We start from the raw sequence: 16,005 nt of genomic DNA, 5'->3' as shown, positions 1-16,005 counted from the left end.
AGCCTTATCTCGCGCCGATCGGTTCACGGTGACACGAGCCACACCACCGTCGGCGACCACCGCAGCACGTTCGGCGGCCAGGTGCCGCCGCCCATAACTGACGTGGCCAGCCCCAAGAATGTCTGTGCCCAGCTCATTAATGGGATGCGTCATGCCACGCAGCTTCGCCGGCTCCACGACGTCGCCGTTGGCGCAAATAGCCGAATGTCCGGTCCCGGCAACGCATGCACCGGGCACCAGGCCGCCGTAGCCTGTCCCGATCATCGCCCCACGCATACCCACCCCACCTGTAACGTCCATCATCTGCCGCTGTGTCACTGCCAACAGCGACAAGCGCTACTGCGTACAACCGCGTAATTCTCCAAGCATCGCGGATACATTTCCGCCCCGCGTTGCTTCACTGCCTCCGCACGTGCGCGCATATCCCCCGCTTCACTCCATAGGCAAAGCTCGCGCCCATGAACACCCCAAAAAGTCTGAAAATGCCGTTGGAGCAGGCTGTAACAAGATCTTGCCGCTCTCCAGCGCGCGCTCTGAACGCAAGGGTAACCCGACAGGCAGCCGAGCCAGTCGCATCCGCAGCCAGCCCGGCCGCGTGCTGCGACCGCAAGCTGTTGCGATCAACTGGTTCGAGATCAGCTCGATGATGGCGGCGGACGTTCAGCGTGCTCAGTGCGGCGCGATCTGGAGCGACGTGTTCAAACCTGAACAAGCCCAGCCCTTTGCCGCGTGGGGGATCTGGTTGATGCGAATTGAGGCATGCAACTCACCTCAGGCGAGGCCCATCCCAAAGTTCGGACAGGCTCTGGGTGCAAGACTGGTCTGCCGGGCACGACATTGGGCGCGATCCACCCCTCCGTGCCGCATTTGCGGAAAGCATCGCACAGCGTGACGGTCGCTGCGCGGCGCCAGCCGGCTATCATCCGGCGGCAATCCACCGGCGCTGCGGCAGACGTCTGTCCAGCAACACTCCCAGCAAACCGTCGTGCGACAGGCTGGCGCGAAGGCGCAGCTCCGCCCCCTGTCCAGCGTGCGCCGAAGCGCGCAGGGCGATCATTTGCGAAAAACCGGCGATAAGCCTTTCATTAGCTCTGACGCCAAAGCGCGGTGACGACGACCCATCGCGCCCTGGTCACGCCCGTGCGGCACCTGAGCATGTGAGGATGGGGATTCCTTGGCATCCTCACATCCTGGTTTGAACAGCCCCTTGAAGGCTCCGACACAGGACGACGCAGGCCCGTCCCGTCACTGGCTGGCCCAGACAATACGGGCGATCCAGTCGAGGTCTTCGGGGGCGAATTCGCGGTCGGGGTGCCCCGGATTGAGCGAGCGCAGGCGCACCAGTTTCTGGGTGTGGGCGGCCAGTTCCTTGGCCATCACCTCGCCATCGCGCGTGCGCGCCACCACCCGGTCGCCCCGGTGCACCGTCGCCGCCGGATCAACGACGATGATATCGCCATCGCGATACAGCGGCAGCATGGAATCGCCGGCCACCTTGAGGCCATAAAGCGAGCCGTCGCCGGGACGCGGGAAGATCACCTCGTCAAAGCCGCCGCCAACCGGATATCCGCTGTCGTCGTAATAGCCGCCCTGGCCGGCCTGGGCGAGGCCGATCAGCGGCACGCCGCGCAGCCGCGGCGCCGTGATCGCCGCCGACACGCTGGCCGCAGCAGAAGCGAAGGCCGACGACGCTGTAGCCGCGCCCGGCGACGCGCGGCTTTGCCCCGCCGCCAGCCCGTCGCCTTCGCCGCCGTCGGCATCGTCACTGACCAGCGTGACAAATTCGGCGAGGCTGGCCCCGGTGGCCTCAAGCACCTTGGCGACGGATTCCGTCGACGGCCAGCGCAGCCGCCCGTCATTGGCGATCCGCTTCGAACGATTGAACGTGGTTGGATCGAGACCGGCGCGGCGCGCCAGACCGGAGGCCGACAGGCCGTGACGCCTGGCCAGACCATCTATCGCCTGCCAAATCTGCTGGTGCGACAGCATGGGCGGTCTCCGTTGCGGCGGCGGCGAAACCTGCGCCCCGTTCCCGTACCTGTAGATCAAGCTGCGGCGCCTGCGGCGGCCATAAGCGCGCGCAGGCTAGAATGGCACATATACTGGCGGCGCTCTGACGCCCGGCATCGACACTGTCACAGCCCCGCCAAGGCCGCACTGCCCCGCCAAGGCCACAGCAGGCCAGCGACCTTGCCAACAACGCGCGCTGGCGATCAGCAGCCATGGCCTCGCTGGCCACACCGCCAGCCGGACATATCCCCCGCTCACAGCTGGACTCGCCCTCGCCGCAATCCCGGCGCTGATCCGGTCGCGACCTGAGCCCGCGCCAGCGCCCGAGGCTTCGATGGCCAAAGGCTGAACCATCTCCGATGTCAGTCTGGCCCACTCCCGGACAGCGACCGCGCCGCAGCGCCAGAGGGCGGCAAACAATTGCCATGATGAAGATTTTATTCCGGTTTCCAGCTTCGGGCAAGCCGCCGGGATCATGGCCATGTCATGACATGCCACGGCGCCAGGCGGGAGCGACAGCAGCCCACTTGCGCCCGTTCCGGCGGCACGCCAGCGCGTCGCCATTGACGTCCGGCGCCAGGACGATGATCCTGAGACCTCACGAAGCGTCACGCTAACGGGAGATCCCCATGCAACAGTCTGCATTGGAGCAACCACCGCTTTACCGGGCGCAGACGCGCGGCATTGAAGTGACCGTTACGCCGAGTTTCCTCGAGAAGCAGTCGACGCCAGCGCAGGGCGACTATTTCTGGGCCTATACGGTGCAGATCATCAATCTCGGGCCACGCAGCGTGCAATTGCGCAGCCGGGTGTGGCGGATTGTCGATGGCAATGGCGCGGTGGAGGCGGTGACCGGCGCCGGCGTGGTCGGCGAGCAGCCGCACATCGCCCCTGGCGATTCCTATGTCTACACCAGCGGCTGTCCGCTGCGCACGCCGCATGGCGCCATGAGCGGCAGCTACGCCATGGTCGACGCCAATGGCGAAGCGTTTGAGGTGGCCATCCCCACCTTCGTGCTCGACAGCCCCTACGCCACCCGCGCGGGCATGGCCCGGGTGCTGCACTGATATTCGCCCGCTTCAGGGGCGTTGGCGCCGCGAAATCAGGCGGATGATCCGGCTACTGTCGCCGCCATGCCTCCCCAGCGCGCAGGCTTTCGGTTAGGCTGGGGCGCGGCCGCTGTGGCCAGCGCCTGTCCGGCGCGTCATGGCGAGCCGGTCCCGTGCGCGCCCGACCAAGGAGACATCGTGACGCCCCTTGCCATGCTGGAGCGCCTGGTCGCTTTCAATACCGAGAGCAGCCGCTCCAACCTGGACCTTATCGCCTTCGCCGAGGACTGGCTGCGCCGCTGCGGCGTCAGCAGCGTGCGGCTGCCCAACGCCACGGGCGACAAGGCGGCGCTGTTCGCCACCATCGGCCCTCCCGTGGACGGCGGCGTGCTGCTGTCTGGCCATACCGATGTGGTGCCGGTGGCCGGCCAGGCGTGGAGCAGCGATCCCTGGCGTTTGCGCGTCGATGATGGGCGCGCCTATGGCCGCGGCGCCGTCGACATGAAGGGCTTCCTCGCCATCGCTCTGGCGCTGGTTCCGGAGATGCAGGCGGCGCAGCTCAGCCGCCCGGTGCATCTGCTGCTGTCCTATGATGAGGAGATCACCTGCCTCGGCGTGGTCGACGCCGTGGCGCGGATGGGGCGCGATCTGCCGCGTCCAGAGGTCGCCATTGTCGGCGAGCCGACCGGGCTCGACGTGGTCACCGCCCACAAATCGGTGGTGTCGCTGACCACCCATGTGTCAGGCAAGGAGGGGCATTCCTCACAGCCATCGCATGGCGCCAACGCCGTCATGGCCGCCGCCGAACTGGTGATGTGGCTGGCGCGCAAGCAGCAGGCGCTGCAGCTGGAGGGCGACGCCACCGGCCTGTTCACCCCACCCTATTCCACCGTACAGGTCGGCGTCATCCAGGGCGGCACGGCGCGAAATATCATCGCCCGCCAATGCCAGTTCCTGTGGGAGTTTCGCGGCCTGCCCGGCCACAGCCACCTCGATGTGATGCGCGAGCTGGCGGGTTTCGCCGAGGCCAGCGTGCTGCCGCAGATGCGTGCTGGCGCGCCCGAGGCGCGCATCGACACGATCTGTGACGTGGCGGTGCCGCATCTGGCGCCGCGCCCAGGCTCCGCCGCCGAGCAGCTGGCGTTACGCCTCGCCGGGCGCAACCACACCAGCACCGTGTCTTTCGCCACCGAGGCCGGGCATTTCCAGAACGCTGGCATCGCCACCGTGGTTTGCGGCCCAGGCTCCATCGCCCAGGCGCATCAGGCCGATGAGTTCATGACGCTGGCCGACCTCGAGGCCGGAACGGCGTTCATCCGGCGACTGGTGGGCGTCCTCGCAGGTTGAGGCTGGCGGCGCGTTGGCGTTGCCCCCCGTTTAAGGGGCGCAGTGTGGCGTGACGCCAGAACCGGACGGCGCCTTGAGCGCTGCATGTCGCGACCGCTGCCCCCGCTTCACGGCGAGGTGTAAAGACGTGGATGCCCGCGACGAGCGCGGGCATGACGGTCAGATCGGTTTTGCTTCACGGAAAGGCGTGGGGGGGCGTCATCAGGGCCGAGCTTTACGTATCGCCCCCTCGCGTCGACTTGCCCTCTTGTCGACTTGCCCCTCACGCCGTCATGCCCGCGCTCGTCGCGGGCATCCACGTCTTTGCGCGGCTTCAGCCCCGTCAACGCGATCATACCAGAGTCCGTGCGGCGACCGGACCGGTTCGGGCGCGGATGCGCCACCAGCCAGCCACCTGGCGTCAGTGGTCGCGCTCGCCGCCCTCGCCGGATGCGGCCAGCTCGGCGGCCGTGATCTCCGCTTCGACCTGGCCTGGCTCCAGCTCATAGCGACGGGAGCAGAACTCGCAGGTGACGGTGATGCGGCCATCGTCGGCGACCATGTCGGCGCGCTCCTGACGGCTGAAGCCGGTCAGCATGCCCATGATGCGCTCACGCGAGCACTGGCAGGCCTCGCGCACCGGCTGGGCGCGGAACACGCGCACGCCGCGCTCGTGATACAGCCTGTAGAGCAATTGCTCCGCCGGCAGCAGCGGGTCGAGCAGCTCATGCGCCTCAGTGGTCTCGGCCAGCATGCGCGCCTCATTCCACGCGTCATCGTCGACGCCCTGGACGATGTCGACGCCCGCAGGCGCGTCGCCAGGCGCCAGATCGGCCTGGCGCAGCCGGTCGGCGGAATGGGGCATGAACTGCACCATCAGCCCGCCCGCGCGATAGCGGCGCCCGCCCTCAGCGTCAGACAGCAGTTCCTCGCCCACGGCGAGGCGCACAAAAGTGGGGATCTGCTCCGACTGGCGGAAATAGGCGTGGGCGCATTCCTCAAGGCTCTGGCCTTCGAGCGCCACGATGCCCTGGTAGCGGTTGGCGTGCCCGCCCTGGTCAATGGTCAGCGCCAGATGGCCAGCGCCGAGCAGCGCGCCGGTCGCCGTGGCGCCGGCGGCGACAGCCGCCTCCAGCGCCTCGGCGTCGAAGCGGGCGCAGGCGCGCATCTGGTCCGGCGCATCAAAATCCACCACCAGCATGCTGATCGGGCCGTTCGAGCGCGTCTGTAGCTGGAAGCGACCCTCCAGCTTCAGCGAGGCGCCAAGCAGCACGGTGAGCGCCGCCGCCTCGCCAAGCACCCGCGACACCGCAGGCGGATAGGCGTGGCGGGCCAGCACCGCGTCGATCGCCGGGCCGAGGCGGACGACGCGACCGCGCACGTCCAGCCCCTCAATGGCGAAAGGCAACACCAGATCATCGCCAGAGGCCGCAGCCTCCGCGGCCATATCCGCCGGCATCAATCGACCGCGCCCATGCACCAGGCCAGCACGCCCTTCTGGGCGTGCAGGCGGTTTTCGGCCTCGTCAAACACCACCGACTGCGGGCCATCCATCACCTCATCGGTGACTTCCTCGCCGCGGTGCGCCGGCAGGCAGTGCATGAAGATGGCGTTCTTCTCAGCCTGCGCCATCAGCGCGGCGTTGACCTGGTACGGCTGCAGCAGGTTCTGGCGCAGGTTTTCGCTTTCCTCATCGCCCATCGACACCCAGCAGTCGGTGATCACCGCCTCGGCGCCACGCACGGCTTCCACCGGGTCCTGGGTCAACGTCGCCTTCACGCCATTGTCGCGGATGAAGGCCAGCACCTCCGGCGACGGGCCAAGCCCCTCCGGCGTGGCGATGGCGATCTCGAAATCGAGCCGCGCCGCCGCATGCACCCAGGAGGCCAGCACATTGTTGCCGTCTCCGGTCCACGCCACCTTGCGCCCGGTGATCGGGCCGAGGCGCTCCTCGAAGGTCAGCAGATCAGCCATGATCTGGCACGGATGCGACAGCTTCGACAGGCCGTTGATCACCGGCACGCTGGCGTATTCCGCCAGCTCGGTCATGGCGCCATGATCGAGAATCCGGATCATGATGGCGTCGACATAACGCGACATGACGCGGGCGGTGTCGGCGATGGTCTCGCCGCGACCCAGCTGCATCTCGGCGCCAGTCAGCATGATGGTCTCGCCGCCCAGCTCGCGCATGGCCAGGTCGAAGGAAACGCGGGTACGGGTCGACGGTTTGTCGAAAATCATCGCCAGCGATTTGCCGACGAGCGGCCGGTGGGCGGCGCGCTCGCCACGGCGGCGCGCCGCCTTCAGGCCGGCGCTGATTTCCAGAACATGGCGCAACTGCTCACCGGTGAAATCGGTGAGATCAAGAAAATTGCGCCGCGGCTGCGACGAAGTCGACAAATTCGGATCCTTCAATGTCTCCGGTGACAAACTGACAGCGCCGGCCTGCGGCGCGCCCCCTGAAAACGCGTTCATGGCGCAGCCTCCGCACGGACGCCGCGCAGCTCCTGCTGCATCGCGGCGGCGGTCGCCTCAATGCGGGCCAGCCCCTCGCGGGCCTCTTCCTCGCTGATGACCAGCGGCGGCAGCAGGCGCACGGTGTTGTCGCCAGCGCCGACCAGGATGAGCTGGTGCTGCAGCGCCGCGGCGGAGAACGCCGTATTCGGCACGTTCAGCTTCAGGCCGAGCAGCAGCCCCTCGCCGCGCACCTCCTGGATGATGTGCGGGAAGCGGTCGCGCAGTTCGGCGAGGCGCTGACGCAGCAACAGGCTGATGCGGTTGACATGGTCGAGGAAGCCAGGCGCCAGCACGATGTCGAGCACGGCGTTGCCCACCGCCACCGCCAGCGGATTGCCGCCGAAGGTTGTGCCGTGGGTGCCAGGCGTCATGCCCTTGCCGGCCTCGAGCGTCGACAGGCAGGCGCCCAGCGGAAAGCCGCCGCCGATGCCCTTGGCGATCGCCATGATATCTGGCGTGACGCCCGACCACTCATGGGCGAACAGCTTGCCGGTGCGGCCGACGCCGGTCTGCACCTCATCGAAAATCAGCAGCAGGCCGTGGGCGTCGCACAATTCGCGCAACTGCCGGAGTTTGGCTGGCGGCACAACGCGCACCCCGCCCTCGCCCTGCACCGGCTCGATCAGGATCGCCGCCGTCTGCGGGCCGATCGCCGCCTTCAGCCCCTCCTCATCATCGACATGCACCTGGTCAAAGCCTTCGACCTTGGGGCCAAAGCCCTCAAGATATTTGGCCTGGCCGCCAGCGGCGATGGTGGCGAGGGTGCGGCCATGGAAGGCGCCCTCGAAGGTGATGATATGGAAGCGCTCAGGCTGGCCGTTCACCGCATGGAACTTGCGGGCCATCTTGATGGCGCACTCCAGCGCCTCGGCGCCCGAATTGGTGTAGAACACCTGATCGGCGAAGCTGTTGTCGACCAGCCGCTGCGCCAGCCGCTCACCTTCCGGAATCCGGAACAGATTGGAGGTGTGCCACAGCTTCTGCGCCTGGGCGGTCAGCGCCTCCACCAGATGCGGATGGGCGTGGCCGACCGAATTGACGGCGATGCCGGAGCCGAAGTCGAGATATCGCTCGCCGTCGCGCGCCGTCAGCCAGACACCCTGGCCCCGTTCGAACTGAAGGTCTACACGCGCAAAAGTTGGCAAAAGCGGCGACGTCACGAACCGCACTCCCTGATGGCGGCGCCTGCCCGGACATCCACATTGTCCATGCCGACGATGGCGCCGCGTGAGCGCACCCCCTGTCGCCACCCAAAAAGGCCTTGCGCCAGGCGATGCAAAAACAGCAAAATAGCGCCCTGTCGCAGCCATAGCGCAACAGTCGCCCTGTGCAGACGGACGCCGACCAGCAGCCTGTGCGCCCATGAAAATCAAAGTGCCGCCCTGTCGAGGGCGGCACTTGCGGTATTTTAAGGTGCGCACGGAATCTGTCAATCAGTGGACCGCTACAACCGCAGGCGCCTCGGCGCAGCGCAGCGCCCAGTATTTGATCAATTCTGACCAGTCCTTATTCCCGCAACGCCATAACCCATGCTGACGCGTGCCTGCGGCGGCGCAGGCGACAGAACCTCTGACCGCCGCGCCGCCATCGCCCTGCCCCTGCGTCACCAGGCGCACAGCGCCCATATGCATCAGCCCGGCCCGACCTGCGCCACGGCTGCCGGAAGGACACCCTGGCGACGTGACGCGCACATGACGGCGACAGGCCCCGGGGCCCTTCAAGCACAGGTAGTGATGGCCGCCGCCAGATTGCTGTGTTATCCCGCCCTGTCTCCACGTCCGGCGGGTCCACGCCAGATAAATCCTTGAAAAAGCGTGATCACGGACTCGTTTTCAGCATGTTCCTGGGGAAAACGGTCAGGACGGTCTGCGCGTGGTTGTAGGCCGTTGGCGCCATCTTGTATGGTCGGGACAGTATCCCACGATATCTCGTGGCGCCGCCTGTGGGGCGGAGTGAAGTTTTGCGTAGCTGGATTTATTCGGCGCGTTTACGCAAATTTTCTGCAAGTGCGATTATGGTGCGGAGGAACGTATGAGCGAGGCTGGAAGCGGCTGGAGCGACGAACGCGTCGAACTGCTGAAAAAGCTTTGGGCCGAAGGGCTCAGCGCCAGCCAGATCGCCACGGCGATGGGCGGAGTGACCCGTAACGCCGTTATCGGCAAGGTGCACCGGCTCGGCCTGTCGGGCCGCGCCAAATCCAACGCCTCTGGCGCCCAGAAGCAGCGCAAGACCGTGACCGTGGCCACCGCCACGCGGACCGTCGCCGCCGTGGGCGCGCGGGCCGGCGCGGCAGTCGCCGCCATTCAAGTGGTGCAGAGCACGACCGTGCTGAACACGGTGTCGCTGGCATCCGAGGCCCCGGCCGCAGCGCCAGCCGCCGCCGCTGTCACCCAGACCCCAGGCGGGGCCAGCGCCATGGCCGCCCCGGAGTCCCAGCGCGTCACCATCATGGAGCTGCGCGAGAACATGTGCCGCTGGCCGATGGGCGACCCGACGACGGCGGATTTCTGCTTCTGCGGCAACCGCACGACGCCAGGCATCCCCTATTGCAACTTCCACAGCCGCATCGCCTACCAGCCGCCGGAGCGGCGGCGCGACCGTCGCAGCAACTGAGCTGAGGCAGACGGCCCCCGCGCGCTGCGCGATGTAGCTGCAAACACGCTCTTCATGAACCCGCCGCGAGGCGGGTTTTTGTTTGGGCCAGGCGTGAGGGGGGAGCGCAATCTGGAAAAGGGCGATTTGCCCGCGGCGGCGTCACGCGGGCGCCCATGGCGCAACGGGCGGCGCGCGGAAAACAGCAGCTCTGTAGCTGGCTGACGCGGTTGATCAGACTTTGCCCTGGACAGCCCTCACCATGCCCAATCGGCATTGCCGTCCCGCACGACGTCGCAGCGCACGATGGCGGCGCGCAGGCGCACGACCGCGCGGCCTGCCCTGTCCCGGTTGGCGACCGCCGCAGGCGCGGGCCCCAACCCTACAGGCCCGGGCGCAAACGCCTCAGGCCCGGACGCAAGCCATTCAGGCGCGGGCAAACGTCTCGTCAAAGGAATAGCCGGAGCCGCGCACGGTGCGGATCGGGTCGGGCTGGCGGGCGCGATTGATCGCCTTGCGCAGGCGGCCGACATGCACGTCGACGGTGCGTTCGTCGATATAGACGTCCCGGCCCCAGACGCTGTCGAGCAATTGCTCGCGGGTGAACACCCGGCCGGGGCTCTGCATCAGAAATTCCAGCAACTTGAATTCGGTCGGGCCGAGGTGCAACTCGCGATCAGCCCGGCGCACCCGTCGGGTTTCGCGATCCAGCTCGATGTCGCCGGCGCTAAGCATTGAAGCGACATGGCCGGGCTTGGCGCGGCGCAACAGGGCGCGGACACGGGCCAGCAGCTCCGGCACCGAGAATGGCTTGACCACATAATCATCGGCGCCGGTGGCGAGGCCACGAATGCGCTCGGCCTCTTCGCCGCGCGCCGTCAGCATGATCACCGGCAGGCGGGCGGTTTCCTCGCGCTGGCGCAGGCGGCGGCACAGCTCGATGCCCGACAGGCCAGGCAGCATCCAGTCGAGCAGGGCCAGGTCCGGCGGGGCCTCCTGCAGCCGCACTTCGGCCTCATCGCCCCGGGCGACGCTGTCGACCTCATAGCCCTCGGCCTCAAGGTTGTAGCGGAGCAGGAGCGCCAGGGATTCCTCATCCTCAACGATCAGAATGCGTGTAGCCATCGTGTACTCCTCGCGCGCGACCCGCTCCCGGCGCCTGCTGCGGCGCCTCTGCGCCAGCGGCCGCCCCGGCTGCGCCGCCGTTCAGGTCGGGCGCCGCGCCGTCGCGATCATCCTCGGGCCGCCTGCGCAGGACGCAGGCTCCCTGCCCACGCGAAGCCCGCGCGGCCATTCATGCCAGTCAACACAAACAGTCTTCAGCCTGGCCGGCTCAGCGCCGCGCCCAGGCAGTACAGTGGCGCGCCAGCGTCAGGCGCCGTCGCCGAGCGGCTCCATGCTGCTCGAATCCTTCTTCGGGCGCTCGGAGACCAGCGGATTGCCGGTGACCAGATAATAGATGGTCTCGGCGATATTGGTGGTGTGGTCGCCGATACGCTCGATATTCTTGGCGCAGAACAGCAGATGGGTGCAGAAGCCGATATTGCGCGGGTCTTCCATCATATAAGTCAGCAGCTCACGGAACAGCGACGTGTACAGGGCGTCGATCTCGCCGTCGCGCTTCCACACGTCGATGGCGGCGTTAACGTCCTGCTGGATGAAGCCGTCGAGCACGTCCTTGAGCTGCTCCTGCACCAGATCGCTCATATGCTCGACGCCCACGACGATGCGGGCGGGCTGCATCTGGCCGCTGATGGCCACGGCGCGCTTGGCGATATTCTTGGCCAGATCGCCGATGCGCTCGACGTCGCCGGCGACGCGAATGGCCGAGATGATCTCGCGCAGGTCCACCGCCATCGGCTGGCGGCGGGCGATGGTGAGAATGGCGTGCTCCTCGATCTCGCGCTGCAGCGTGTCGAGGCGGCTGTCGGTGTTGATCACCGACTGGGCAAGCTCGGCGTCGCGGCGCACCAGAGCGCGGGTCGCGTCGTCCAGCATCTTCTCGGCGATGCCGCCCATCTCCACCACGCGACCGCGCAGCGCCGCCAGTTCGGCGTCATAGGCGGAAACAATGTGCTCGGCCATGCTCTGTACTCCCCTGCGGAGCGGCGGCGCCTGAGGCGCCATGGCGCCCGACTGCTGCGGCGCATTTGTGGAACGGCGCCAGGCGACGACGCCTGACGCGGCAAATGGGTTCAGGACTGGCGGGCTACGCCCGCCGCGGCTCAGCCGAAGCGGCCGGTGATGTAGTCCTGGGTGCGCTGATCAGACGGCGTGGTGAAAATCCGCGACGTCTCGTCGAACTCGATCAGCTCGCCCAGATACATGAAGGCGGTGTACTCGGAGCAGCGCGCCGCCTGCTGCATGTTATGCGTGACGATGGCGATGGTGTATTCGGCCTTCAGCTCATCGATCAGCTCTTCGATCTTGGCGGTCGAGATCGGGTCGAGCGCCGAGCACGGCTCATCGAGCAGGATCACTTCGGGCTTCACCGCGACCGTGCGCGCGATGCACAGGCGCTGCTGCTGGCCGCCGGAGAGGCTCTGGCCCGAGGCGGTGAGCTTGTCCTTCACCTCGTTCCACAGCGCGGCGCGGCGCAGCGAGCTCTCCACCCGCTCATCCATCTCCGACTTCGACAGCTTCTCATACAGCCGCACGCCGAAGGCGATGTTGTCATAGATGCTCATCGGGAACGGCGTCGGCTTCTGGAACACCATGCCGACGCGCGAGCGCAGGAAGTTGAGGTCCTGCTTCGGCGACAGAATGTTCTCGCCGTCGAGCAGCACCTCGCCCTCGGCGCGCTGGCCCGGGTAGAGGTCGTACATGCGGTTGAGGATGCGCAGCAGCGTGGACTTGCCACAGCCCGACGGGCCGATGAAGGCCGTGACCTTGCGCTCGTACAGCGGCAGCGAGATGCCCTTCAGGGCAAGCGAGTCGCCGTAGAAGAACTTCAGGTCGCGGACGGAGATTTTCTCATCGGCGGGCGACATCTGCGGCCTTGCTCCTGCGATGGTGGGGGCTGGAGCCATGGTGGCCCCGGCGGTGGTGCGGGCGGACATGGTCATGGTCGGCTCCCGGCTCACTGGCGGCTACGCGCGGCGATGACACGCGCAAGGATGGACAGGGTCAACACCGACATGGTGATGATCAGGGCGCCGGTCCAGGCCAGCTGCTGCCAGTCCTTGTAGGGCGACAGGGCGAACTGGAAGATCACGACCGGAAGGCTGGCCATGGGCGCGTTGAGATTGGTGCTGGCGAACTGGTTGTTCAGCGCGGTGAACAGCAGCGGCGCGGTCTCGCCGGAGATGCGGGCGATGGCCAGCAGCACGCCGGTGATCATGCCGGCGCGGGCGGCGCGATAGGCGATGCGGCGAATGACCAGATAGCGCGGCATGCCCAGGGCCGAAGCGGCCTCACGCAGCTGGTTCGGCACCAGATTGAGCATGTCCTCGGTGGTGCGCACCACCACCGGAATGACGATGATGGCCAGCGCCACGCCGCCGGCGAGGCCGGAGAAATGGCCCATCTTCACCACCATCACCTCATAGACGAACAGGCCGATGACGATGGACGGGGCGCTGAGCAGGATGTCGTTGATGAAACGCACCACCGTGGTCAGCTTCGAATTGGCGCCATACTCGGCCATATAGGTGCCGGCGAGAATGCCGATCGGCGTGCCGATGACGATGCCGAGCCCCGTCATGATCAGGCTGCCGATGATGGCGTTGAGCAGGCCGCCCATCGAGCCAGGCGGCGGCGTGTGCTCGGTGAACACCGCCAGCGACAGGCCCGCGGCGCCGTTGATGACGAGACCGGCGAGGATGAGCACCAGCCAGGCGAGGCCCAGCGCCGAGGCGGCGACGCACAGCGCCATCATCAGATTGCTGCGGCCCTTGCGGCGGGCGTAGAGCGCGCCGGGGACGGTGCGTCGGGCGCTGGCGGCGGCCGTGGTGGTGGGGTTGTCCTGAGCCATGAGTTATTTCCCCGCCTTCAGCTCAAGGCGCAGCAGCATGTAGCGCGCGATGGCCAGAACAATGAAGGTGATGATGAACAGCAGCAGGCCGAGCGCGATCAGCGAGGAGGTGTAAACCTCGCCCACCGCCTCGGTGAATTCGTTGGCGATCGTCGCCGAGATCGTCGTCGCCGGCGCCAGCAGCGAGGCGGAGATTTTGTGGGCGTTGCCGATGACGAAGGTCACGGCCATGGTCTCGCCCAGAGCGCGGCCAAGGCCCAGCATCACGCCGCCAATGACGCCGACGCGGGTGTAGGGCAGCACCACATTGCGCACCACCTCCCAGCGGGTGCAGCCGACGCCATAGGCGGCCTCTTTCAGCACCGGCGGAACGGTGGCGAACACGTCGCGCGAGATTGAGGTGATGAACGGCAGCACCATGATGGCGAGGATCAGGCCGGCGGTGAGCATGCCGATGCCATAGGGCGGACCGGCGAACAGGGTCGACAGCACCGGGATCGGGCCAAACACCTTGATCAGGAACGGCTGCACCGTGTCCTGCAGGAAGGGGGCGAACACGAACAGGCCCCAGATGCCGTAGATGATCGAGGGAATGCCAGCCAGCAGCTCGATGGCGATGCCAATCGGCCTGCGCAGGAACAGCGGGCACAGCTCGGTGAGGAAGATGGCGATGCCAAGCCCGACCGGCACGGCGATCAGCATGGCGATCAGCGAGGTCACCAGCGTGCCATAGATCGGGGCCAGGGCGCCGAATTTCTCGGTCACCGGGTTCCACGACTGCGAGGTCAGGAAGCCGAAGCCAAATTCGCGCAGCGCCGGCGCCGCGCCTTCAATCAGCGCCAGCATGACGCCGCCGAGCAGCGCCAGCACCAGCAGCGCTGAGGTGCGGGTCAGATTGAGGAACAGCCTGTCGCCGATGCGATAGCGGCCGAGCGTCGAACTCTTGTCTGGCGCGAGCGTCGGCATGCTGGCGGCATGTCCGGTCATTGGCGTATCGCTCATCATAGCCCCGACTGATGGGCAGGTCGCCTGGCGCGCCTGCCGGCGCTCTTCAGGTCCTGCGATAAGGTCTGGCGTGGGGACAGGCTCCACGCCGGCAGATCGACGGGCCGCGACCGGCCCAATAGCTGCGGACATGGCGCAGGCGCCGCGCCGCTCATGGTGCGCTCAGCCGTGGCGCGCCGCGACCTGCTCCGCAGAGCACGTCACAGGCCGTGGCCTTGCTGACGTTTCGCTGTACCTGGCGGCGGCGGGCTGTGGCAAGCCGCCAAAGGCTGCGGCAAGCCTCGCGTCAACATTGTTCCGGCCAGTGTCGCCATGGCGCCATGGCAGGGCCAGAGCCCTGGCGCGCTGGCGGAGGCATCACCATCCGCCATGGGCAGATGGCGGCGGAAGCCCTGGCCCCGCCGCCATCCGTTGCGCGTCTTACTTGACGGCGATCTGCTTCCACTCTTCCCGCACCTTGGCCACGACCGAGGCCGGCATCGGGATGTAGATCAGCTCTTCAGCCATCGGGCCGCCCTTCTCGAAGGCCCAGTTGAAGAACTCCAGCGCTGCGGCGGCGTCTTCAGCCTTGTTGGGCTTCTTGTGCATCAGGATGAAGGTGGCGGCGGTGATCGGCCAGCTGTCGTCGCCCGGCTCGTCGGTCAGGATGACGCCGAAGCCCGGAGCCGAGGCCCAGTCAGCGTTGGCGGCGGCGGCCTGGAAGGTCTTGCTCTCAGGAGCGACCACCTTGCCGGCCTTGTTCTTCAGGCGTGCGTAAGAAATGGCGTTCTGCTTGGCGTAAGCGTATTCGACATAGCCAATCGAGCCCTTGGTCTGGCTGACGTTGGCGGCGACGCCTTCGTTGCCCTTGGCGCCGAGGCCGACCGGCCATTCAACAGCGGTGGCCGAGCCAACCTTTTCCTTCCACTCAGCGCTGACCTTGGTCAGATAATCGGTGAAGTTGAAGGTGGTGCCCGAACCATCCGAGCGGCGAACCACGGCGATGGCCGACGACGGCAGCTTGACGTCGGGGTTCAGCGCCTTGATGGCGGCGTCGTCCCAGGTCTTGATCTTGCCGAGATAGATATTGGCCAGGGTCTGACCGTCGAGCACCAGCTCGCCCGGCTTGACGCCTTCCAGATTGACCACCGGCACGATGCCGCCCATCACCATCGGGAACTGGACGAGGCCGTCCTTCTCCAGGTCAGCGCCCTTCAGCGGCGCGTCGGTGGCGCCGAAGGTGACCGTGCGGGCGCGGATCTGCTTGATGCCGCCGCCAGAGCCGATCGACTGGTAGTTCAGCTTCTTGCCGGTTTCCTTGTGCCAGGCTTCCGCCCATTTGGCGTAGACCGGGTAAGGGAAGCTGGCGCCTGCGCCGGAGATTTCAGCAGCCGAGGCCGGCGCGATGAACGCGGCGAGGGCCATGCCAGCGGCGACGGCAAGCGTTTTGAAGGTCACGGATCTTCTCCAGGGTTATCCAACCGGATTGCGCCCAGCGGCGCGGCTGATCCAGCAAGCGGTCAGCGCCTGTCTCAGCGCCGCCGTTTTAGGCCG

General features: G+C 67.0%; 13 protein-coding genes and 1 pseudogene. 3 read left to right on the top strand and 11 right to left on the bottom strand.

What is annotated here, in order from left to right:
• Together AC6A67_RS14355 and AC6A67_RS14350 are read right to left on the bottom strand one after the other, a co-directional pair.
• Positions 1-333, bottom strand: a pseudogene (locus AC6A67_RS14355) (hypothetical protein); the annotation flags it as partial.
• A gap of 912 nt (positions 334-1,245) precedes the next feature.
• On the bottom strand, positions 1,246-1,989 hold the full coding sequence (locus AC6A67_RS14350; protein ID WP_498037235.1) for a S24 family peptidase: 744 nt from the start codon (positions 1,987-1,989) through the stop codon (positions 1,246-1,248).
• 650 nt (positions 1,990-2,639) lie between these two features.
• Between AC6A67_RS14350 and apaG the strand changes: the two genes are divergently transcribed.
• The gene (gene apaG, locus AC6A67_RS14345) at positions 2,640-3,077 is read left to right on the top strand and encodes a Co2+/Mg2+ efflux facilitator ApaG/CorD (protein ID WP_498037234.1); all 438 of its coding nucleotides are present in this window, start codon (positions 2,640-2,642) and stop codon (positions 3,075-3,077) included.
• Between the two features lie 195 nt (positions 3,078-3,272).
• On the top strand, positions 3,273-4,406 hold the full coding sequence (argE, locus tag AC6A67_RS14340; RefSeq protein ID WP_498037239.1) for an acetylornithine deacetylase: 1,134 nt from the start codon (positions 3,273-3,275) through the stop codon (positions 4,404-4,406).
• Between the two features lie 400 nt (positions 4,407-4,806).
• On the opposite strand, the gene AC6A67_RS14335 is transcribed toward argE, so the two are convergent.
• From AC6A67_RS14335 to AC6A67_RS14325, 3 genes are all read right to left on the bottom strand, one after another.
• Positions 4,807-5,832, bottom strand: coding sequence for an Hsp33 family molecular chaperone (locus tag AC6A67_RS14335; protein ID WP_498037233.1), 1,026 nt, complete (start codon positions 5,830-5,832; stop codon positions 4,807-4,809).
• Between the two features lie 11 nt (positions 5,833-5,843).
• Positions 5,844-6,785: an ornithine carbamoyltransferase gene (argF, locus tag AC6A67_RS14330; protein WP_498037232.1), complete on the bottom strand. Its 942-nt coding sequence runs from the start codon at positions 6,783-6,785 to the stop codon at positions 5,844-5,846.
• Positions 6,786-6,856: 71 nt separating this feature from the next.
• Complete coding sequence (locus AC6A67_RS14325) at positions 6,857-8,062, bottom strand: aspartate aminotransferase family protein (RefSeq protein ID WP_498037231.1); 1,206 nt, start codon at positions 8,060-8,062, stop codon at positions 6,857-6,859.
• Positions 8,063-8,933: 871 nt separating this feature from the next.
• On the opposite strand from AC6A67_RS14325, the gene AC6A67_RS14320 reads away from it, so the two are divergent.
• The gene (locus AC6A67_RS14320) at positions 8,934-9,515 is read left to right on the top strand and encodes a GcrA family cell cycle regulator (protein WP_498037230.1); all 582 of its coding nucleotides are present in this window, start codon (positions 8,934-8,936) and stop codon (positions 9,513-9,515) included.
• Between the two features lie 405 nt (positions 9,516-9,920).
• Here the strand turns inward: AC6A67_RS14320 and phoB are convergent, their stop codons facing one another.
• The 6 genes from phoB to pstS form a co-directional block, all read right to left on the bottom strand.
• Complete coding sequence (gene phoB, locus AC6A67_RS14315; RefSeq protein WP_498037229.1) at positions 9,921-10,619, bottom strand: phosphate regulon transcriptional regulator PhoB; 699 nt, start codon at positions 10,617-10,619, stop codon at positions 9,921-9,923.
• A gap of 246 nt (positions 10,620-10,865) precedes the next feature.
• The gene (gene phoU / locus AC6A67_RS14310; RefSeq protein WP_498037228.1) at positions 10,866-11,579 is read right to left on the bottom strand and encodes a phosphate signaling complex protein PhoU; all 714 of its coding nucleotides are present in this window, start codon (positions 11,577-11,579) and stop codon (positions 10,866-10,868) included.
• Between the two features lie 140 nt (positions 11,580-11,719).
• Entirely contained in the window at positions 11,720-12,484 is a 765-nt protein-coding gene (gene pstB, locus AC6A67_RS14305) for a phosphate ABC transporter ATP-binding protein PstB (protein ID WP_498037238.1), read from the bottom strand.
• Positions 12,485-12,573: 89 nt separating this feature from the next.
• Positions 12,574-13,371: a phosphate ABC transporter permease PstA gene (gene pstA, locus AC6A67_RS14300; RefSeq protein WP_498037237.1), complete on the bottom strand. Its 798-nt coding sequence runs from the start codon at positions 13,369-13,371 to the stop codon at positions 12,574-12,576.
• A 99-nt stretch (positions 13,372-13,470) separates the two neighbouring features.
• Entirely contained in the window at positions 13,471-14,433 is a 963-nt protein-coding gene (gene pstC / locus AC6A67_RS14295) for a phosphate ABC transporter permease subunit PstC (RefSeq protein ID WP_498037236.1), read from the bottom strand.
• Between the two features lie 459 nt (positions 14,434-14,892).
• Complete coding sequence (pstS, locus tag AC6A67_RS14290) at positions 14,893-15,909, bottom strand: phosphate ABC transporter substrate-binding protein PstS (RefSeq protein ID WP_498037227.1); 1,017 nt, start codon at positions 15,907-15,909, stop codon at positions 14,893-14,895.
• Positions 15,910-16,005: the final 96 nt, after the last annotated feature.

The organism is Camelimonas sp. FR25, from assembly GCF_059740505.1.
This window is presented reverse-complemented; position numbering and strand designations above follow the sequence as displayed.